17 protein-coding genes, 1 pseudogene and 1 riboswitch are annotated in these 19,831 nt (G+C 72.5%); of the genes and pseudogenes, 11 read left to right on the top strand and 7 right to left on the bottom strand.

Annotated features, from left to right (window positions below; genetic code table 11):
- Nucleotides 1-26: 26 nt before the first annotated feature.
- Nucleotides 27-602 (bottom strand): TerD family protein, encoded by a 576-nt coding sequence (locus ABZY13_RS12395; protein ID WP_356629612.1) that lies wholly within the window; start codon nucleotides 600-602, stop codon nucleotides 27-29.
- Between the two features lie 184 nt (nucleotides 603-786).
- On the opposite strand from ABZY13_RS12395, the gene arfB reads away from it, so the two are divergent.
- Nucleotides 787-1,224 (top strand): alternative ribosome rescue aminoacyl-tRNA hydrolase ArfB, encoded by a 438-nt coding sequence (arfB, locus tag ABZY13_RS12400; protein ID WP_356629614.1) that lies wholly within the window; start codon nucleotides 787-789, stop codon nucleotides 1,222-1,224.
- A gap of 111 nt (nucleotides 1,225-1,335) precedes the next feature.
- Here arfB and ABZY13_RS12405 read toward each other — a convergent pair whose 3' ends face one another.
- On the bottom strand, nucleotides 1,336-1,827 hold the full coding sequence (locus ABZY13_RS12405) for a flavin reductase family protein (protein ID WP_356629868.1): 492 nt from the start codon (nucleotides 1,825-1,827) through the stop codon (nucleotides 1,336-1,338).
- A 368-nt stretch (nucleotides 1,828-2,195) separates the two neighbouring features.
- Between ABZY13_RS12405 and cdgB the strand changes: the two genes are divergently transcribed.
- Both cdgB and ABZY13_RS12415 read left to right on the top strand, forming a co-directional pair.
- Nucleotides 2,196-3,848, top strand: a complete 1,653-nt coding sequence (gene cdgB / locus ABZY13_RS12410) for a diguanylate cyclase CdgB (protein ID WP_356629616.1) — start codon at nucleotides 2,196-2,198, stop codon at nucleotides 3,846-3,848.
- A gap of 121 nt (nucleotides 3,849-3,969) precedes the next feature.
- Nucleotides 3,970-4,899, top strand: a complete 930-nt coding sequence (locus ABZY13_RS12415) for a carbohydrate-binding protein (RefSeq protein WP_356629618.1) — start codon at nucleotides 3,970-3,972, stop codon at nucleotides 4,897-4,899.
- A 21-nt stretch (nucleotides 4,900-4,920) separates the two neighbouring features.
- On the opposite strand, the gene ABZY13_RS12420 is transcribed toward ABZY13_RS12415, so the two are convergent.
- The 3 genes from ABZY13_RS12420 to ABZY13_RS12430 form a co-directional block, all read right to left on the bottom strand.
- A complete protein-coding gene (locus tag ABZY13_RS12420) occupies nucleotides 4,921-5,850 on the bottom strand; it encodes a 1-phosphofructokinase family hexose kinase (RefSeq protein WP_356629620.1) in 930 nt (309 codons plus the stop codon).
- Nucleotides 5,851-5,983: 133 nt separating this feature from the next.
- A complete protein-coding gene (gene nagA / locus ABZY13_RS12425) occupies nucleotides 5,984-7,129 on the bottom strand; it encodes an N-acetylglucosamine-6-phosphate deacetylase (RefSeq protein WP_356629622.1) in 1,146 nt (381 codons plus the stop codon).
- Entirely contained in the window at nucleotides 7,129-8,076 is a 948-nt protein-coding gene (locus ABZY13_RS12430; protein WP_356629624.1) for an ROK family protein, read from the bottom strand. The genes nagA and ABZY13_RS12430 overlap by 1 nt, the downstream gene beginning before the upstream one ends.
- A gap of 172 nt (nucleotides 8,077-8,248) precedes the next feature.
- Here ABZY13_RS12430 and ABZY13_RS12435 point away from each other — a divergent pair.
- The 3 genes and pseudogenes from ABZY13_RS12435 (at nucleotide 8,249) to otsB (ending at nucleotide 10,702) form a co-directional block, all read left to right on the top strand.
- Nucleotides 8,249-9,524 (top strand): annotated as a pseudogene (locus ABZY13_RS12435) (extracellular solute-binding protein).
- A gap of 42 nt (nucleotides 9,525-9,566) precedes the next feature.
- Nucleotides 9,567-9,800 (top strand): DUF3263 domain-containing protein, encoded by a 234-nt coding sequence (locus ABZY13_RS12440; RefSeq protein ID WP_356629626.1) that lies wholly within the window; start codon nucleotides 9,567-9,569, stop codon nucleotides 9,798-9,800.
- Nucleotides 9,801-9,844: 44 nt separating this feature from the next.
- A complete protein-coding gene (otsB, locus tag ABZY13_RS12445) occupies nucleotides 9,845-10,702 on the top strand; it encodes a trehalose-phosphatase (protein ID WP_356629628.1) in 858 nt (285 codons plus the stop codon).
- Nucleotides 10,703-11,193: 491 nt separating this feature from the next.
- On the opposite strand, the gene ABZY13_RS12450 is transcribed toward otsB, so the two are convergent.
- Both ABZY13_RS12450 and ABZY13_RS12455 read right to left on the bottom strand, forming a co-directional pair.
- On the bottom strand, nucleotides 11,194-12,594 hold the full coding sequence (locus ABZY13_RS12450) for a trehalose-6-phosphate synthase (RefSeq protein WP_356629630.1): 1,401 nt from the start codon (nucleotides 12,592-12,594) through the stop codon (nucleotides 11,194-11,196).
- Nucleotides 12,595-12,793: 199 nt separating this feature from the next.
- The gene (locus ABZY13_RS12455) at nucleotides 12,794-13,738 is read right to left on the bottom strand and encodes a glucosyl-3-phosphoglycerate synthase (RefSeq protein WP_356629632.1); all 945 of its coding nucleotides are present in this window, start codon (nucleotides 13,736-13,738) and stop codon (nucleotides 12,794-12,796) included.
- Nucleotides 13,739-13,920: 182 nt separating this feature from the next.
- Nucleotides 13,921-14,076: riboswitch (SAM riboswitch) on the top strand.
- 18 nt (nucleotides 14,077-14,094) lie between these two features.
- Here ABZY13_RS12455 and thrC point away from each other — a divergent pair.
- From thrC to ABZY13_RS12480, 5 genes are all read left to right on the top strand, one after another.
- Nucleotides 14,095-15,384, top strand: coding sequence for a threonine synthase (thrC, locus tag ABZY13_RS12460; RefSeq protein WP_356629634.1), 1,290 nt, complete (start codon nucleotides 14,095-14,097; stop codon nucleotides 15,382-15,384).
- A gap of 67 nt (nucleotides 15,385-15,451) precedes the next feature.
- A complete protein-coding gene (locus ABZY13_RS12465) occupies nucleotides 15,452-15,727 on the top strand; it encodes a ubiquitin-like small modifier protein 1 (protein ID WP_356629636.1) in 276 nt (91 codons plus the stop codon).
- A gap of 408 nt (nucleotides 15,728-16,135) precedes the next feature.
- Complete coding sequence (locus tag ABZY13_RS12470) at nucleotides 16,136-16,339, top strand: cold-shock protein (RefSeq protein ID WP_004986573.1); 204 nt, start codon at nucleotides 16,136-16,138, stop codon at nucleotides 16,337-16,339.
- A gap of 515 nt (nucleotides 16,340-16,854) precedes the next feature.
- Nucleotides 16,855-18,477 (top strand): chaperonin GroEL, encoded by a 1,623-nt coding sequence (gene groL / locus ABZY13_RS12475; protein ID WP_356629638.1) that lies wholly within the window; start codon nucleotides 16,855-16,857, stop codon nucleotides 18,475-18,477.
- A 218-nt stretch (nucleotides 18,478-18,695) separates the two neighbouring features.
- Nucleotides 18,696-19,823 (top strand): NADH:flavin oxidoreductase, encoded by a 1,128-nt coding sequence (locus ABZY13_RS12480; protein ID WP_356629640.1) that lies wholly within the window; start codon nucleotides 18,696-18,698, stop codon nucleotides 19,821-19,823.
- The last annotated feature ends 8 nt before the right edge of the window (nucleotides 19,824-19,831 follow it).

Genomic DNA, 19,831 nt, shown 5'->3' on the forward strand with positions numbered 1-19,831 from the left:
CGTGCCGCGAGGCGTCGAGCGGATGCTCAGACGTTGACGCCGAAGTCCTGGGCGATGCCCGCCAGGCCCGAGGCGTAGCCCTGGCCGACGGCGCGGAACTTCCACTCGGCGCCGTTGCGGTAGAGCTCGCCGAAGACCATGGCCGTCTCGGTGGCGGCGTCCTCGGAGAGGTCGTAGCGGGCGATCTCGGTGCCGCCGTCCTGGTTGACGATGCGGATGTAGGCGTTGCGGACCTGGCCGAAGTTCTGCGAGCGGTTCTCCGCGTCGTAGATCGAGACCGGGAAGACGATCTTGTCGACGTCGGCCGGCAGACCGGCCAGGTTGACGTTGATGGCCTCGTCGTCGCCGGCGCCTTCACCCGTGCGGTTGTCGCCCGTGTGGACGATCGTCTGGTCCGGCGTCTGCTTGTTGTTGAAGAAGACGAAGTGGGCGTCGGAGTAGACCTTGCCCTGCGGGTTGACCGCGATCGCGGAGGCGTCGAGGTCGAAGTCGGTACCGGTCGTGGTGCGGACGTCCCAGCCGAGGCCGACGGTGACGGCCGTCAGGCCCGGAGCCTCCTTGGTGAGCGAGACGTTGCCACCCTTGGACAGGCTTACAGCCATGGTCGGCAGTTCCTTCCCTCGTTGCGATGCGCGGTGCGGTTGAGGCTTCGTACGGGACGAAGCTACATCTACCCCTATGAACGCGGAGGGGGGTGCCACGGGTTCCCTCTTCTTTACTTTCTTTACCCGCGCCGGCCGGGGATGGTGGATATTCGCGTGACTCGGGCCCCGTCCAACCGGGAACATGTCAACCATGTCCGGTCCTCACGTCATCCGCGGCTCCGTCTCGCTCCCCGAGGCCGAGCTGATGTGGCGTTTCTCCCGCTCCTCCGGGCCGGGCGGCCAGCACGTCAACACCAGCGACTCGCAGGTCGAGCTGCGGTTCGACCTGGCGGCCACCGAGGCCCTGCCCGAGGTGTGGAAGCAGCGCGCCCTGGAGCGGCTGGCCGGACGGCTCCTCGACGGCGTCGTGACCGTACGGGCCTCCGAGCACCGCTCCCAGTGGCGCAACCGCGAGGCGGCCGCCGTACGGCTCGCCGCGCTGCTCGCCGAGGCGACCGCGCCCCCGCCCAAGCCCCGCAGGCCGACCCGGATCCCGCGCGGGATCAACGAGCGCCGGCTGCGGGAGAAGAAGCAGCGGGCGGAGACCAAGCGGGGGCGGTCCGGCCGCAACTGGCAGTAGGTACCCGCCCGACCGGCGACGGACGACCGGCGGCTGACGCGACGGACGACCGGCGGCTGACGACGGACGACCGGCGTCCGGTGACCGATGGCTGGCGGCCGCAGCCGTCGCTCAGCCCAGCTGCCGGTACCTGCCCTTGAAGTACAGCAGCGGCCCGCCCTCCGCGCTCGGCACGCGTGCCGTCAGCACGCGCCCGATCACCAGCGTGTGGTCGCCCGCCGTCACCCGCTGCTCCGTGCGGCACTCCAGGACCGCCAGCGCGCCGCCCACCAGCGGGGCGTCGGTCAGCTCGCCGCGCGTGTACGCGATGTCCTCGAAGAGCAGCCGGTCGCTGATGCGGCCGCGCATCGCGAAGCGGCCCGCGACGTGCCGCTGGCTCTCGGCCAGGACGGACACCCCCCACAGCGGCTGCTCGTCGAGCAGGTCGTCCATCCGGGAGCCCTCGCGCAGGCTCACCAGGACCAGGGGCGGGTCGAGGGACACCGACATGAAGGACGTCGCCGTCATCCCGACGTCCTCGCCGCCCGGTGCCGAGGGGTCGTCGGGGTCGAGCGGCGGCTCCTGCGCGGTCACCAGGACCACGCCCGCCGCCAGCCGGGACATCGCGGCACGGAACTCGTCGTTGCTCACCCCCTCAGCATGCCCGTCGGCCGGGACGGGTGAGAGCGGTGCGGTCGCGGTGCCGGTGGATGTAGGGAACACACCAAGACGCTAGTCTCCGGTGGACGCCCACCGCATCGGACCTCTGCCCGAGGACGGTCCTAGGACCCCAGTCGGACACGTCGCCGATAAAGCTCTCGGTGAACGCAAGGAAAAAACGCAGAAACCCCGCTCAATTGCTCACGTTATGTTGTGACTTGAGTCACAAGGGACATGAATTGTTGACCCTGTGTACCGAGTGGGGAGCGCGCTGTGATTCAGTGGCGAGGAGAACCCTTGATTCGCCGCGAGGTCTCGGGGGGAGGGTGAGCATGGAGACCGAGTCGGAGCCGTACGTCCGTCTTGATTCCCTGCGGCGGCTGCACCAGGTCATGGCCGACATGAACACGGCGCGCAGCCTGGCGGACACGTTGCAGACCGTCGCCAACGGGGTCGTCACCGCCCTCGGATACGAACTGGCGTGCGTCAACCTCGTCCGGCCGGACGGCGACCTCGTCGTCGCCGCGTTCGCCGGAAACCCCGCCGCCGAGGCGCTGATCACCGGCCGGGTCGGCTCGCGCGAGTCCTGGGACCGCCGGCTGAGCATGGGCGAGACCTGGGGCGGGCTGGTCTTCATACCCCACACCGAGGGCTGGATCCTCGACGACGACGACGTCCCCCAGTGGTACACCGAGGGCCCCGCGCCCCGCTTCGAGGACGAGTGGCACCCCGCCGACCGGCTCTTCGCGCCGATGTACGCTCCGGGCGCGCAGGGCGGCGGGACGTCCGGCGAGCTGATCGGCGTGCTCTCCGTGGACCGGCCGCGCAACGGGCGGCGCCCGGGCGCGTGGGGGCGTGAAGCGCTCCAGATGTACGCCTTCCAGGCCGCCATCGCCATCAGCAACGCCCGCCTGCGCGCCAACATGCAGCGCGCCCTGGTCCGCCTGGAGCGGGAACAGCAGGCGCTGCGGGCCAGCGAGGAAAGCTTCCGGCAGGCGTTCGAGTACGCCCCCTCCGGCATGGCCATCGCCGAGATGGGCGGCGACCAGCACGGCCGCATCCTGCGCACCAACGACGCGCTGTGCCGGCTGCTGGGCCGCCCCGCCTCCGCGATGCGCCGCTACTGCTTCTCCGACCTGGTCCACCCCGAGGACATCGGCACGCTGCTGCGGACCTCGGCCGAGGGCGGCCGGGCCGAGCTGCGCCTCGGCCGCCGCGACGGCACGTACGTCTGGGTGAGCATGCGCAACTCCGTCGTGGCCGACGCCGCCGACGGCCCCCGCTTCCTGCTCACCCACGTCGAGGACATAGAGGAGCGCAAGCGCCGCGAGCTCCAGCTCGCCCACCGCGCCTCCCACGACTCCCTCACCGGCCTGCCCAACTCCGCAGAGCTGCGCTCCCGGCTCTCGTCCCGGCTGTGCCGCCGCCCGCAGGCCGGGCACCCGGGCGCCTACGACTCCCAGGACGCCGCCTACGGCCACACCGGCTACGACAGCTTCGCCTTCCCGCAGGGCGGCGGGGAGCCGTACGACGTCTACGACCACCATGTGCACACCGTCGCCCCCGAGGGGGACCACGACGACGGGACCAAAGGGCTCGCGGTCCTCTTCTGCGACCTCGACGGCTTCAAGTCGATCAACGACCGGTTCGGGCACAACGCGGGCGACGCCGTCCTGATCGAGGTGGCCCGCCGGCTCAGCAACGGCGTCCGGGACGGCGACACGGTCGCGCGGCTCGGCGGCGACGAGTTCGTGATCCTCGCCGACGGGCTCGGCCGGGCCGACGCGCAGGACCTCGCCGTACGGCTGCGCAACGAGATCATCCAGCCGATCCGGGCCGAGGGACGGGCCGTCCGCGTGGGCGCCAGCTTCGGCATCGGGTGGGCGCACTGCGGCATGACGGCGGACGAGGTCCTGAAATCCGCTGACGAACGGATGTACGTCGAGAAACGGTCTCGTCCCAAACAGCACCGGCGTGCGGGATGAGCCGCAGGTCAGCGGTTTGATGCGAGCTGAGTCACCCGTTCGGGTCATCCGGAGCGGGTAGGCTCGCCCTTCTCACCACCCGTACCGCATCCGTTCCGCACCTGTTGAGGAGTACCAAGGGATGACGCCCGGCAACAACGGCGCGAGCACGCCCGAGGACGACGACCCCTTCGGCTACCTCTACGCCGACGGTCAGGCCAACGGCGCCCAGCCGCCGTCCGGTGGCTACGGCTACCCGAACTCGGTCAGCAGGGTGCGCACGGTGGGGGAGCGGCCGTACGGGCAGCAGGCCGCGCCGCAGCAGCCGGCCGCCGCCTACGGCCGGCCCAGCGCCCACTACGCCGCGCCCGAGACCTTCCCGGGCGGCGCGCAGACCACGCAGCAGCCGCTGCACTCGGGCGGCGTCGGCGGGGGCGGGCGCGGGCGCGGGCCGAACACCAAGGGCCTGCTGATCGGCGCCGTCGCGGTGGTCGCGGCCGTGGTGATCGGCATCGGCGTCGCCATGCTCGGCGGCGACGCGGAGGACGGCGCCGCGGACCCGAGCCCCACGCCCACCGCACCGGCCGCCGGCGAGAGCGCCGAGTCCACCCCGTCCAGCGAGAGCAGCGTGTCCGAGGAGGGGGAGCTGCCGGAGGCCGACGCCAAGACGCTGCGCCTGGAGGGCACCGCCACCACCGCCTCCGACGTCCCGGGCGCGAAGGCGGACGGCGGGGTCTACGTCACCGGCTTCAACCAGGTCGGCTCCGCGGCGACCTGGACGGTGAACGGCATCCCGAAGGCGGGCAAGTACACCGTCTTCATCGCCTACGGCGTCCCCGGCAAGGACGGCAACGCCACCCTCACCGTCAACGGCACCCCGCTGACCACGCCGGTCAGCCTCAAGAACTACGCGGGCGCCCCCGAGGGCGACTACGAGAAGGGCTGGACGCAGACCTACAACTACGTCCAGCTCAGCAAGGGCACCAACACCATCAGGATCTCCTGCGAGCAGGGCAACCAGTGCGACGCCAACCTCGACCGGGTGTGGCTGGAAAAGGGCTGGGTCAAGTAGGAGGCCGGGCAGGGGGAGGGGTCAGGCGGCGCTCGCGCCGTCGTCCACCGCCACCCGCGCCAGCATCTCCTCGTACGCGCGGCGGTCGAAGTCGCCCGCCGTCGGGGCCAGGACCGTCGCCGCGGACAGGGCCGCCGCGCGGGTGAGGCGGTCCGGCCAGGTCAGGCCCTCCACGTAGCCGGAGAGCAGGCCCGCGACCACCGAGTCGCCCGCGCCCACCGGGTTGCCCCGCGCCCGCACCGGCGCGGCGGCGCGCCAGCGGCCCTCCGGGGTCACCGCCAGCAGCCCCTCCACGCCGAGCGAGGCGACGACCGCGCGGGCGCCCCGCCGCCGGGCGTCCTGCGTGGCCCGCGACGGCTCCAGCGAGCCGGTGAGTTCGGCGAGTTCGTCGGAGTTCGGCTTGACGACGTCGGGCCGGGCGGCGATGCCGCGGCGCAGCGCCTCGCCGCTGGTGTCCAGGACCACGAGCGCCCCGGCCGCGCGCGCCGCCCGGATCAGCCCGGCGTACGCCCCCACGGGCACGCCCGGCGGCAGGCTGCCGCACAGGGCCACCGCCGAGGCGGACGCGAGCAGGTCCTGGTACGCCTCCTGGAAGGCGGACCACTCCGCCGGGGCGATGACCGGTCCGGGCTCGCTGAACTGGGTGGTGTGGCCGGTGCGCCGGTCGACGACGGCGAGGGTGCGTCGGGTGTCGCCGGCGATGGGGACCAGGGCGTCGTGGACGCCGGGGGTGTCCCTCAGCCGCTCCTGGAGCATCCGGCCGGTGCCGCCGCCGGCGAACCCGGTGACCGTGGTCTCGTGGCCGAGGGCGGCGAGTACGCGGGCGACGTTGACGCCCTTGCCGCCGGGGCGTTCGCGCACGTCGAAGACCCGGTGGGGGACGCCGGGGCGCAGTTCCCGGACGTGGTGGGTGACGTCGAGAGCGGTGTTCAGCGTGACCGTGAGGATCACCTGGGCCGACCTCCCCCGAGTGACTGTGCTGGTGTGACGACGTGCCGGTACGGCGCCGGTGCGTCGATCATGCCAAAGAGACGGCGGCCGGCCCAGACCCGGTACCGGCCACCGTCTCTTGAGGGCGGATTTTTCAGGGCAGTTGAGGTGCGACCACCCACTCGCCCCGCCGCATCACGCCTCTGACCTCGAACTCCTCGTCCAGCAGGACCAGGTCGGCGTCCTTGCCGGGCTCCAGGGAGCCGATGCGGTCGTCGAGGCCGAGCAGTCGGGCCGGGTTGGCGGACAGCGCGGCGACGGCGTGCTCCACCGGGATCCGGTCGACGGTCACCGCCCGCTTGAGGGCGAGGTCCAGGGTCAGTGTGGAGCCCGCGATCGAGCCGCCCTCCACGAGCCGGGCCACTCCGTCCGCGACCTCGACCTCCAGCGGGCCGAGCATGTAGCGGCCGTCGCCGAAGCCGGCGGCGTCCATCGCGTCGGTGATGAACGCCACCCGCCCGGGCCCCGCGTGACGGAACGCCAGTTCCAGGGCGGCCGGGTGCAAATGGGTGCCGTCGTTGATCAGCTCGACGGTGACCCGCTCGTCCTCCAGGAGGGCGGCGATGGGCCCGGGGGCGCGGTGTCCGAGCACAGGCATCGCGTTGAACAGGTGCGTGGCGACGGTCGCGCCGGCCTCGATCGCCTCGACGGTCTGCTCGTACGTCGCGTCCGTGTGGCCGACCGCCGCGATCACCCCGTGCTCGGCCAGCAGCCGCACCGAGTCGACGCCGCCCGGCAGTTCGGTGGCGAGGGTGACCATCCGGGCCTGCCCGCGCGCGGCGTCGATCAGCTTGCGCACCTCCGCCGGGTCCGGGTCGCGCAGCAGTTCCTCGGAGTGGGCGCCCTTGCGGCAGGGGGAGATGAACGGGCCCTCGAAGTGGATGCCGGCGATCTCGCCCTGTTCGGCCAGCTCCGAGAGCAGGCCGGCCCGTTCGGCGAGGAAGTGCATGTCGCCGGTGACCGTGGAGGCGACGAGGGTCGTGGTGCCGTGCCGCCGGTGGGTGCGGATGCCGGCGAGGACGTCCTCGACCGTGCCGGAGGTGAAGGAGGCGCCGCCGCCGCCGTGGTTGTGCAGGTCGACGAAGCCCGGGACCAGCCAGTGGCCGGTGACGTCGAGCGTCTGCGCGTCCGCGGGGGCGGTGTCCGCGATCCGCGTGCCGTCCACGATCACGCGGCCGTCGGGCACCACCCCGGAGGGCAGTACCACCCGGGCGCCGGCGAGAACCTTGCTAGGGGCCATCAGGTGGTTACCTCCGGGGGAGTCGTAGGGGAGTCGAGCAGGTCCCGGGCGAGGAGCCCGGCGCCCAGGCAGCCGGCGGTGTCCCCCAGGGCCGCGGGGACCACGGACGGCGGCTGCTGGAAGGTCACGCGCCGCCGGAGGGCCTCCCGCAGCGGTGCGAACAGGGTTTCCCCCGCCTCCGCGAGCCCGCCACCGATGACGATCGTGCGCGGATCCAGCAGGGTGAGCGCGGTGAGCAGGCCGTCCGCGAGCGCGTCGACGGCGTCCTGCCAGACGGTGAGTGCCCGCGGGTCGCCGGAGCGCACCGCTGCGGCGCAGGCCGCCGCGTCCGCACCCTGGTCGCCGGTCGCCTCGGCCCACGCGCGGCCGACCGCCGATGCCGACGCGTACCGCTCCAGACAGCCGCGCTGGCCGCACGGGCAGGGGATGCCGCCGGGGCGCACGACGACATGGCCGATCTCGCCCGCGCTGCCGTGCGCCCCCGCCTCCACCCGGCCGTCGATGCCGATGGCGCCCGCGATGCCGGTGCCGAGCGGCACGAACAGGAAGCGGTCCGCGCCGCGCCCCGCGCCGATCCGGCCCTCGGCGAGGCCGCCGGTGCGCACGTCGTGGCCGACGGCGACCGGGATGCCGCCGAGCCGGTCGGCGAGCAGGTCGCGCAGCGGTATGTCGCGCCAGCCGAGGTTGGCGGCGTAGACGGCGATGCCGCGGCGTTCGTCGACGAGGCCGGGGACGGCGACGCCGGCGGCGGACGCGGGGGCGCCGAGCCGGCGCTCGCCGTCCGCGTACAGCTCGGCGGCGAAGTCGAGGATGCCGGCGACGACCGCCTCCGGTCCGCGCTCGCGGCCGGTGGACCGGCGCGCTTGGTGCAGCAGCGCGCCGTCCGCCCCGACCAGGGCGGCCTTCATTCCGGTGCCGCCCACATCGAGGGCGATGACGTGTCTCACGGGGGACAGTGTGGCCCGTGGACCCGGAAGAGGTCTAGTCCAATGCGGTGGTGTAGACCTTAATCCGAATATCGGAATTCGGATCTCCGGTGACCGGTGACCGGTGATCAGTGAGCGGTGATCGGTGACCGATCACCGAACGGCAGTCGACACAGGGTGGGCGGGTAAAGACGTGCAGCGGCGCAGGACGGGAACGATCGCGGTGGTGGCGGCACTGGGCCTGACGGCGGCCCTGGGCGGCTGCGGACTCGGCGAGGACTCCGGGAACGTCACGCTGCGGCTGGTCGCGGCCGACTACGGCGACCGCGCCGCCAACAGTTCGAAGAAGTACTGGGCCGGGCTGGTCGACGAGTACGAGGCGGCACACCCCGGCGTGGACGTCGAGGTCGAGGTCCACTCCTGGAACGAGGTCGACCGCCGGGTCAGGGAGATGGTCGACGCCGGGAAGGCCCCGGACATGGCGCAGATCGGCGCGTACGCCGACTACGCCGCCGACGATCTGCTCTACACGGCCGACGAACTGCTCTCCATCACCACGCAGGCCGACTTCGCCTCCCGCCTCGCGTCGGCCGGGCAGGTGAACGGGGCCCAGTACGGGATGCCGTTCGCGGCCTCCACGCGGCTGCTGTTCTACAACGAGAGCCTCTTCGCCGAGGCCGGTCTCACGCCCCCGCGCACCTGGAAGGAGCTGGCCGACGCCGCCGCGGCGCTCAAGGCGCGGGGCGTGAAGTACCCGTACGCGCTGCCGCTCGGGCCCGAGGAGGCGCAGGCCGAGACCATGCAGTGGCTGCTCAGCGGGGACGGCGGCTACACCGACGCCGTCGGCACCTACGCCATCGACTCCCCGCAGAACGTCGAGACCTTCACCTGGCTGCGCGACGAGCTGGTCGGCGAGGACCTGGTCGGACCGGTCGCGCCGGGAAGGCTGGACCGGGCCGACGCGTTCGAGGCGTTCGCGGACGGCGAGGTGGGGATGCTCAACGGCCATCCCTCGCTGAAGGAGGCGGCGGAGCGGGAGGGCGTGAAGGTCGGGATGGTGCCGATGCCCGGCGTCGGCGGCGAGAGCCGGGCCACGATGGGGGTGGCCGACTGGATGCTGGCCTTCCGGCAGAACGGGCACCGGGAGGAGGTGGGCGACTTCCTGGACTTCGTCTACGGCGAGAAGAACGTCGTCGCCTTCTCCCGCGCGTACGACCTGCTGCCGGTCACCCAGTCCGCCTCCGAGACGATGAGCGCGGCCCCCGAGGACCGGGCCCTGAAGCCCTTCCTGGACGAGCTGCCGCTGGCCGAGTTCTACCCGGTGGACAAGACGTCGTGGGCGGCGGTGAGCGCGCAGGTGAAGAAGCGCATCGGCGCGGCGGTGCAGCCGGGATGTCAACCCGGCCACGGTCCTCGGCGAACTCCAGACGACGGCGACGACGGCGGAGAGCGCGGCGGCGGGCCGGTAGCCCGGGCCGCCGTTGTCGGTGGCCGGCGTTACCGTGCCCTGTATGGACCAGGAGAGCCTCGGACGTCGGGAACAGGACATCCTCGGGCTGGAGCGGCGGGGGTTCGCGGGGCCCGGCGCGAAGGAGCGCGCGATACGCGAGGAGCTGGGCCTCGCGCCGGTGCGGTACTACCAGCTGCTCAACGCGCTGCTGGACGACCCGCGCGCGCTGGCGCACGACCCGGTCACGGTCAACCGGCTGCGGCGGATACGGGACCGGCGGCGGGCCGAGCGGTAGCGGCCGGGCTGCTTGAGGCCGGGCGGCGTGGATATGGTCCCCGTATGGGCAGCCACGAGACCGAACCCCACCCCCCTCTGCCGACCCCCTCGACCCCGGCCGGCCGCGACGGGCTCGACGCCCTGCTCGCACGGCCCGGCAAGGCGGTGATCGCCCTCGACTTCGACGGGACGCTCGCCCCGATCGTGCCGGACCCCGAACAGGCCCGCGCGCACCCCGGCGCGGTGTCCGCGCTCGCCGCCCTCGCCCCCGAGGTCGCCGCCGTCGCGGTGATCACCGGCCGCCCGGCCGGCGTCGCCGTGCGCTACGGCGGCTTCGCGGGCGTTCCCGGCCTGGAGCACCTCGTCGTCCTCGGCCACTACGGCGCCGAACGCTGGGACGCCGTCAGCGGCGAGGTCAGCGCGCCCGCCCCGCACCCCGGCGTCGCCGCCGTCCGGGCCGAACTGCCCGGCGTCCTCGACGGGGTCGGCGCCTGGCAGGGCACCTGGGTGGAGGAGAAGGGCCGCGCGCTCGCCGTCCACACCCGCCGCGCCGCCGACCCGCAGGCCGCCTTCGAGGCCCTGCGCGAGCCGCTCGCCGACCTCGCCACCCGCCACGGCCTGATCGTCGAACCCGGCCGCATGGTCCTCGAACTGCGCCCCCCGGGCGTCGACAAGGGCGTCGCCCTCTCGGAGTACCTCCGCGACACGGGCGCCGAGTCGGTCCTCTACGCCGGCGACGACCTCGGCGACCTCCCGGCCTTCGCCGCGGTCGACAAACTCCGCGGCGAGGGCGTCCCCGGCGTCCTGGTCTGCAGCGGCAGCGACGAGGTCACGGAACTGCGCGAACGCGCGGACCTGGTGGTCGACGGCCCGGAGGGCGTGGTGGGCCTGCTGGGGGCGTTGGCGGCACGGCTGGGCTGAGCCCTCCCCCTCGGGGGCGCGGACGCGTGGCGGTACCGGACCGGTCGCGCGGGGTCCCGGCACCGCGGTGGGCCGCCGGCCGCCGACGGCTCCGTCCGCGGGGCCGGCCGCCGCAGCGGCCTTCCCTGTGACCACCGTCCGTCCGCGGCCGACGTGTGCCGGCCGACGAGCGCCGTCGGCCGGCCCGGCTGCGAACGGGCCGCGGTGCGGCCCGTGTGGCTGGTGCGACCTCGTCCGTCGCGCCGGGTGGTCGGCCGGGACGAGCAGGGGCCCGGGCGGTCCGCGGCCCGGGCGGGCCGTGCACCGCCGGCTGCACGGCCCCGCCGTGTGGCGCGATCGCCGGTCCGGCGGCGGGGTCGCGCCGGTCGGCGAACGGGCGCGGCGGAGCCGTTGGGCCCGGTGGCCGAGGCTCTGCGGGCGGCCGTTCCGCTCAGGCCGCCGCCCTCACCGATCCGATCCACCGTCCCGGAAGCCGAGGCCCCACCGGGTGCTCAGGCCGCCCCGTCCCCCCGCAGGGCGTTCAGCTGGTCCAGGAACCACTGGGCCGGGGGGAGGGCCGTCGCCGCCGCGGCGAGGCGCTTGGTGCGGTCGGCCCGCTCGGCGGCGGGCATCGTCAGGGCCGCGTGGAGGGCCTCCGCCGTGGCGGTGACGTCGTAGGGGTTGACGACCAGCGCGTCCTCGCCCAGTTCCTCGTAGGCGCCCGCCTCGCGGGACAGGACCAGGGCGCAGCCGTCGTCCGAGACGACCGGGACCTCCTTGGCGACCAGGTTCATGCCGTCCCGGATCGGGTTCACCAGGGCCACGTCGGCCAGGCGGTACGCGGCCAGGGAGCGGGCGAAGTCGTCCTTGACGTGGAGGACCACCGGCGTCCAGCCCGGCGTGCCGTACTGGTCGTTGATCTCCGCGGCCAGGCGCTGCACCTCCGCCGTGTAGTCGCGGTACACCGCGAGGTCCTGCCGCGACGGGTAGGCGAACGCGACGTGCACCACCCGCTCGTGCCACTCGGGGCGGTCCTCCAGGAGCCGGCGGTAGGCCAGCAGGCCGCGGACGATGTTCTTGGAGAGTTCCGTGCGGTCCACGCGGACGATCGCCCGGCGGCCCTCGCCGATCTCCGCGCGCAGCGACTCCATGCGCTCCTCGACGTCCGCCTCGCGCGAGCGCCGGCGCAGGAAGTCCGCGTCCGCTCCCAGGCCGTGCACGCCCACGCGCGTCCCGCCGAGGCCCCCGGCGAACGCCTCGCAGCACGCCGTGAACGCCTCCGCCCAGCGGCGGGTGAGGAAACCCAGCCGGTCTGCGCCCAGCATCCCGCGCAGCACCTGCCCGGCCACGTCGTCCGGCAGCATCCGGAAGTACTCCGGCGGCGCCCACGGCGTGTGCGAGAAGTGGCCGATCCGCAGGTCCGGGCGCAGCTCGCGCAGCAGCCCCGGCACGAGCGTGAGGTGGTAGTCCTGCACCAGCACCGCCGCGCCCTCGGCCGCTTCCTCGGCCAGCGCCCGCGCGAACGCCTCGTTGTACGTGACGTACGACGCCCACTGGCGCCGGAACTCCGCGTCGAACACCGGCTCCACCGGCGTCTGGTAGAGCATGTGGTGCACGAACCACAGCACCGAGTTCGCGACGCCGTTGTACGCGTCCGCGTGCACGTCCCCCGGAATGTCCAGCATCCGCACCCCGGACTCGCCCACCCCGCGCCGCACCGCCTCGCGGTCCCCGTCGCTCAGGGCCGAGCACACCCACAGCGCGCCCGCGTCCGGACCGATCGCCGACAGCCCGGAGACCAGGCCGCCACCGCCCCTGCGGGCGTTCAGCGAACCGTCCTCGCCGACCGTGTAGGAGACCGGCCCCCGGTTGGAGGCGAGCAGGACCTGTGCAGCACCGTACGTCGAAGCCATAAGCCTCAACCTAGCCCGCCCCCCAACCGCTCAAACGTACGGTTCCAGCAGTTCGGCGGCCGGATCGCGTGCCGTATACGACCGGCCGTGCGACGGCGGACGACCGGCCGCGCGACCCTCCGCGCGGCCCGCCGTCCGGCTCCTCGTCCGACCTCTCGTCCGGCCCCTTCCGCTCCCGTCCGGCCCGCGCCCGGCCGCCTCACGCCACCCTGCGCCGCGCGTACTCCGCGATCTCCACCATCGGCGGACGCTCCTCCGTGTCCACCGAGTACGTGCGCGGCTCGAACCCCTCCGACCCCCGCTCGAACTGGGTGATGGCGGGCCGGATCAGATGCCCGCGCGCCAGCCTCAGCTGCGCGGTGCGGTAGATCGCCGCGGCCATCCGGCCGAGCGCCTGCCCGTCCTGGTGCCGGTGCTTGCGCACTCCGATGTCCACCTGGGCCAGCGCGTCGAGCCCCACCAGGTGCAGGGCGTCGACCAGCATGCCCAGCTCCACGCCGTACCCGACGGGGAAGGGCAGCTGTTCCAGCAGCGAGCGGCGGGCCGCGTACTCGCCGCCCAGCGGCTGCACGAAGCCCGCCAGCTGCGGCCAGTGCATGTTGAGCAGCGGGCGTGCCATCAGCTCGGTCACCCGGCCGCCCTGCCCCGCCGCGCCGCCCAGCGGGCGGTCGTACATCCCCTTGACGAGGTCGACGTCCGGGTCGGTCAGCAGCGGGCCGACGATCCCGGAGACGAAGTCCGACGAGAACTCCCGCAGGTCCGCGTCGATGAAGCAGACGATGTCCCCGTCGGTCACCAGCAGGGAGCGCCACAGCACCTCGCCCTTGCCGGGCACGGCGGGGAGGCGCGGGAGGATCTCGTCGCGGTGCACCACCCGGGCGCCCGCGGCGGCGGCCACCTCGGAGGTGCGGTCGGTGGAGCCCGAGTCGACGACGACGATCTCGTCGACGAGCGGGACCTGGTGCATCAGGTCGTGCCGGATCACGGCGACGATGTCGCCGACCGTCTCCTCCTCGTTGAGGGCGGGCAGCACGACGCTGACCGACTGGCCCGTGGCACGCTTGGCGGCCAGGATCTTGTGCAGCGGGCGATCGGTCGCGGACCAGGAGCGGGTGTTCAGCCAGCGCTCGACTTCTTCCAGCACAGCCTGCGGCTCCTTCGCGTTCTCTCGGCGAGTGGGGGAGCACATGTCCGGACGTTCCGACCGGCATGTGATCCATCTCGCGCTTCGGACGACTATCTCAACTGTCCTGGCCTTCGGTTACAGTCTTGAACAACGCTGGTGACCATCGCATGTCGGGGGTCGCCATGCCGACAACCACATACAGCTCATCCAGAGGGGCAGAGGGATACGGCCCGATGAAGCCCCGGCAACCCTCCAGCCGGTCTCGTAGATCAGTGTTGATCGTTTCCGCGAGGCTCCCGGCTAGGGAAGGTGCCAAATCCGTCTCACGGCGAGATGCGTCGTGAGGAAGATGAGGAGAAAGGGCCTCGCCTCACATGGCTGTGCAGACCGTTGCAAGCACCACCGATTCCGCCGCCTCCGTGGACCTGGGTCCCGCCGCGGCGCTCTCCTGCCGCGAGTGCGGTCACCGCGTACCCCTCGGACCGGTCTTCGCCTGCGAGGAGTGTTTCGGCCCGCTGGAGATCGCGTACGACTTCTCGGCCTACGACACCGAGGAACTGCGGCGGCGCATCGAGGCGGGACCCGCGAACATCTGGCGCTACGCGCCCCTGCTGCCCGTCCCGGCCGACGTGGCGGACAAGCCCAACCTGAACCCCGGCTGGACCAAGCTCGTCCAGGCCGACAACCTCGCCCGCGAACTCGGCGTGACCGGCGGTCTGTACGTCAAGGACGACTCCGGCAACCCGACCCACTCCTTCAAGGACCGGGTCGTCGCCCAGGCCCTGGAGGCCGCCCGTGCCTTCGGCTTCACCACCCTGTCCTGCTCCTCCACCGGCAACCTGGCCGGCGCGGTCGGCGCCGCCGCCGCCCGGGCCGGCCTGCGCTCCTGCGTGTTCATCCCGCACGACCTGGAGCAGGGCAAGGTCGTCATGGCCGCCGTCTACGGCGGCGAGCTGGTCGGCATCGAGGGCAACTACGACGACGTCAACCGCTTCTGCTCCGAGCTGATCGGCGACCCGGCCGGCGAGGGCTGGGGCTTCGTCAACGTCAACCTGCGGCCGTACTACGCGGAGGGGTCCAAGACCCTCGCGTACGAGATCTGCGAGCAGCTCGGCTGGCGGCTGCCGGACCAGATCGTGGTGCCGATCGCCTCCGGCTCCCAGCTCACCAAGATCGACAAGGGGCTGCAGGAACTGATCAAGCTCGGTCTGGTCGAGGACCGGCCGTACAAGATCTTCGGCGCCCAGGCCGAGGGCTGCTCGCCGGTGTCCACCGCGTACAAGGCCGGGCACGACGTCGTCCGGCCGCAGAAGCCCGACACCATCGCCAAGTCCCTCGCCATCGGCAACCCGGCCGACGGGCCCTACGTCCTCGACATCGCCCGCCGCACGGGCGGCGCCGTGGAGGACGTCACGGACGAGCAGATCGTGGACGCCATCAGGCTGCTGGCCCGCACCGAGGGCATCTTCGCGGAGACGGCCGGCGGCGTGACGGTGGGCGTGACCCGCAAGCTGATCGAGAACGGCGTGCTGGACCCGGCGAAGACCACGGTCGTCCTCAACACGGGCGACGGTCTCAAGACGCTGGACGCCGTGGCGGGGACGGGGCTCACCGCGACCATCCGGCCGAGCCTGGAGTCGTTCCGCGCGGCCGGCCTCGCCTGATCCGCCGGTCCGCCGCCCCCTTCCGCATCCGCGTACGCCAGCCACCCCGACCGGAGGTCACCGAGCCATGAGCGTCACCGTCCGCATCCCCACCATCCTGCGCACCTACACGGGCGGGAAGGCCGAGGTCGCCGCCGAGGGGGCCACCCTCGGCGAGGTCATCGCCGACCTGGAGAAGAACCACACGGGCATCGCCGCCCGCGTCCTGGACGACCAGGGCAAGCTGCGCCGCTTCGTCAACGTGTACGTCAACGACGACGACGTCCGTTTTGAACAGGGTCTGGACACCGCCACCCCGGACGGCGCGGGCGTGTCGATCATCCCCGCCGTCGCCGGCGGCTGAACACCGGACGTCCGTTGAATGGCCCCCTCCCCAAGAGAAGCGGAGGGGGCCATTCAATGTGATTGAGCACGGTAGAGTTGGGGAACGCGCCCCCTTTCACCTTGCCGGGCGCATATGTGGAACGCTGCGCTTCCGTCGAGAAGTAGCCAAAGTGTGCGATCCTTTTCGGCCATCCTGGCCTTTTCCGCGGTCCGGCTTGCCCTGAAGTCTGGCGGATTTTCCGTAAATTCCCGACCGCTCGCGCCCAGATTTCTCGTCCGACTGACCTGTTGCAGACGGCAGTTGGACAGATACATTCGGCCGCGGTCGACGCGTTCCGGCGCACGCCCCCAGCCATTGGGGGGTGAGATCTGACCCGGGTCCGCGAAGTGTGGATCTGTGCAAGGGCCAGTAATAGGGGAGTTAGGCATGGCTCAGGGCACCGTCAAGTGGTTCAACGCGGAGAAGGGGTACGGCTTCATCGCGGTCGACGGTGGTGCGGACGTCTTCGTCCACTACAGCGCGATCCAGATGGACGGGTACCGGACCCTCGAAGAGGGCCAGCGAGTCGAGTTCGAGATCTCGCAGGGTCAGAAGGGCCCGCAGGCCGACATGGTCCGCGTCACTGCCTGAAACGCGCGACCGACCACCGCAGGCGAAGGTCTTTCTCCGAAGGGCCCGCATCCCCAGGGGTGCGGGCCCTTCGGCTGTCCGGGCCCGCGTCCCCGGCCGTCCGGGCCCGCCTCCGGGTCCGCCTCCGGCCGTCCGGCCCCACGCCTCTGGCCGTCCGGGCCCGCGCCTCTGGCTGTCCGGGCCCGCGCCTCCGGCCTCCGGGTCCGCCTCCGGCCTCCGGGTCCGTCGCCTTCGGCCGTCCGCGGATCCGCCGCTTCCGGCGGTCGGGACCCGCGCTTCCGGCTGTCCGGACCCACGCCTCCGGGTGGCCGGATGCCGGGAGGCGCTTGCACTCACCACACCCGAGTGCTAATCATTGGCGTTAGCACTCTGAAGGTGAGAGTGACAAAGAAGGACCGGGTCGGTGAGGCCCGCGGGCCAGGTGGGGCAAGGAACCACGGGGCCGGCGAGCCGTCCGTCGCGGGCGCGGGCGCGGTCCGAAGGAATCACCCCCAGTCCTGGAGGGACCACTTCACATGGCCAAGATCATCGCGTTCGACGAGGAGGCGCGGCGCGGCCTCGAGCGCGGCATGAACCAGCTCGCGGACGCCGTGAAGGTGACGCTCGGCCCCAAGGGCCGCAACGTCGTCCTCGAGAAGAAGTGGGGCGCCCCCACGATCACCAACGATGGTGTCTCCATCGCCAAGGAGATCGAGCTCGAGGACCCGTACGAGAAGATCGGCGCCGAGCTGGTCAAGGAAGTCGCCAAGAAGACGGACGACGTCGCCGGCGACGGTACGACCACGGCGACCGTGCTGGCCCAGGCCCTGGTGCGCGAGGGTCTGCGCAACGTCGCGGCCGGCGCCAACCCGATGGCCCTGAAGCGCGGCATCGAGAAGGCCGTCGAGGCCGTCTCCGCCGCCCTGCTCGACCAGGCCAAGGAGGTCGAGACCAAGGAGCAGATCGCCTCCACGGCCTCCATCTCCGCCGCCGACACCCAGATCGGCGAGCTGATCGCCGAGGCGATGGACAAGGTCGGCAAGGAAGGCGTCATCACGGTCGAGGAGTCGCAGACCTTCGGTCTGGAGCTCGAGCTCACCGAGGGCATGCGCTTCGACAAGGGCTACATCTCGGCGTACTTCGCCACCGACATGGAGCGGATGGAGGCCTCGCTCGAGGACCCCTACATCCTCATCGCCAACTCCAAGATCTCCAACGTCAAGGACCTGCTCCCGCTCCTGGAGAAGGTCATGCAGTCGGGCAAGCCGCTGCTGATCATCGCCGAGGACGTCGAGGGCGAGGCCCTGTCGACCCTGGTCGTCAACAAGATCCGCGGCACCTTCAAGTCCGTCGCCGTCAAGGCCCCGGGCTTCGGCGACCGCCGCAAGGCCATGCTCGGCGACATCGCCATCCTCACGGGCGGCGAGGTCATCTCCGAGGAGGTCGGCCTCAAGCTGGAGAACGCGACCCTGGACCTCCTGGGCCGCGCCCGCAAGGTCGTCATCACCAAGGACGAGACCACCATCGTGGACGGCGCCGGCTCCGCGGAGCAGGTCCAGGGCCGCGTGAACCAGATCCGCGCCGAGATCGAGAACAGCGACTCGGACTACGACCGCGAGAAGCTGCAGGAGCGCCTGGCGAAGCTCGCCGGCGGTGTCGCGGTCATCAAGGCCGGCGCCGCCACCGAGGTGGAGCTCAAGGAGCGCAAGCACCGCATCGAGGACGCCGTGCGCAACGCCAAGGCGGCCGTCGAGGAGGGCATCGTCGCCGGTGGTGGCGTGGCCCTGCTCCAGGCCTCCCAGGTGTTCGAGAAGCTGGAGCTCGAGGGCGACGAGGCCACCGGTGCCGCCGCCGTCAAGCTGGCGCTCGAGGCCCCGCTGAAGCAGATCGCCGTCAACGCCGGCCTCGAGGGCGGCGTCGTGGTGGAGAAGGTCCGCAACCTCACCCCGGGCCACGGCCTGAACGCCGCGACCGGTGAGTACGTCGACCTGGTCGCCGAAGGCATCATCGACCCGGCGAAGGTGACCCGTTCCGCGCTGCAGAACGCCGCCTCCATCGCCGCGCTGTTCCTCACCACCGAGGCCGTCATCGCCGACAAGCCGGAGAAGGCCGCCGCGCCGGCCGGCGGCGGCATGCCGGGCGGTGACATGGACTTCTGATCCTTCCGAGGATCGGTACCGTCCTTCCGTGCCGTGGGCGGCACTCCCCGTACGACGGGGGGGTGCCGCCCACGCGCGTTTCCGCGGCGGCCAGGTGCGGGTCCGTCTGCCTTCTCCGGCTCCCGGGAACGGGATCCGCGGCTCCCGGGAATGCGATCTGGACACCGCTTGTTGCACATGCACATACTGAGCGGTATCCGATCCCTAGGAGCCCCCGAGTGACCGTCTCCCCGCCCGCCGCCTCCCGCGCGGCCGAGATCCTCTCCCGCCCCGTGTCGATCAACGGCCTCACGGTGCCGAACCGCATCGTCATGGCGCCGATGACCCGTCAGTTCTCCCCGGGCGGCGTCCCCGGCGAGGACGTGGTGTCGTACTACGCCCGCCGTGCCGCCGCCGGCGTCGGGCTCATCGTCACCGAGGGCACGTACGTCGGCCACGACTCGGCCGGGGAGAGCAGCCGGGTGCCGCGGTTCCACGGGGCCGAGCAGCTGGCGGGCTGGACGAAGGTCGCCGACGCCGTGCACGCGGCCGGCGGGACGATCGTGCCGCAGCTGTGGCACATCGGCATGGTCCGCAAGCCGGGCCGCCCGCCGTTCCCCGAGGCGTCCCCCGTCGGCCCCTCCGGGCTGCGCCTGGACGGCACCGCGGGCGACGGCCGGGAGATGACGCGCCAGGACCTGGACGACGTGATCGCCGCCTTCGCCGAGGCCGCCGCGGCGGCCGAGCGGATCGGCTTCGACGGCGTCGAACTGCACGGCGCCCACGGCTACCTCATCGACCAGTTCCTGTGGGAGTTCACCAACCGCCGCACCGACGCCTACGGCGGCGACCCCGTCGCCCGCACCCGGTTCGCCGCCGAGATCGTGGCCGCCGTCCGCGCCTCCGTCTCGCCCGGCTTCCCGGTGATCTTCCGCTACTCGCAGTGGAAGTCGGGGGCCTACGACGCCAGGCTCGCCGACACCCCCGAGCAGCTGGAGGCCGTCCTCACCCCGCTCGCCGCCGCCGGCGTCGACGCCTTCCACGCCTCCACCCGCCGCTACTGGCTCCCCGAGTTCGACGGCTCCGACCTCAACCTCGCCGGCTGGACCAAGAAGCTCACCGGCAAGCCCGCCGTCACCGTCGGCTCGGTCGGCCTCGACGGCGACTTCATCAAGGCGTTCCAGGGTGAGGGCGCCGCGCTGGGCAGCCTCGACAACCTCCTCGACCGCTTCGAGCGCGACGAGTTCGACCTGGTCGCCGTCGGCCGCGCCCTGCTCCAGGACCCGCAGTGGGCCGAGAAGGTGCTCGCCGGCCGCTTCGATGAGCTGGCCCCGTACGACGCCGCGTCCCTGCGCACCCTGAGCTGACCGCGGCG

It is taken from the genome of Streptomyces sp. NPDC006610 (genome assembly GCF_040611575.1).
Lineage (GTDB): Bacteria > Actinomycetota > Actinomycetes > Streptomycetales > Streptomycetaceae > Streptomyces.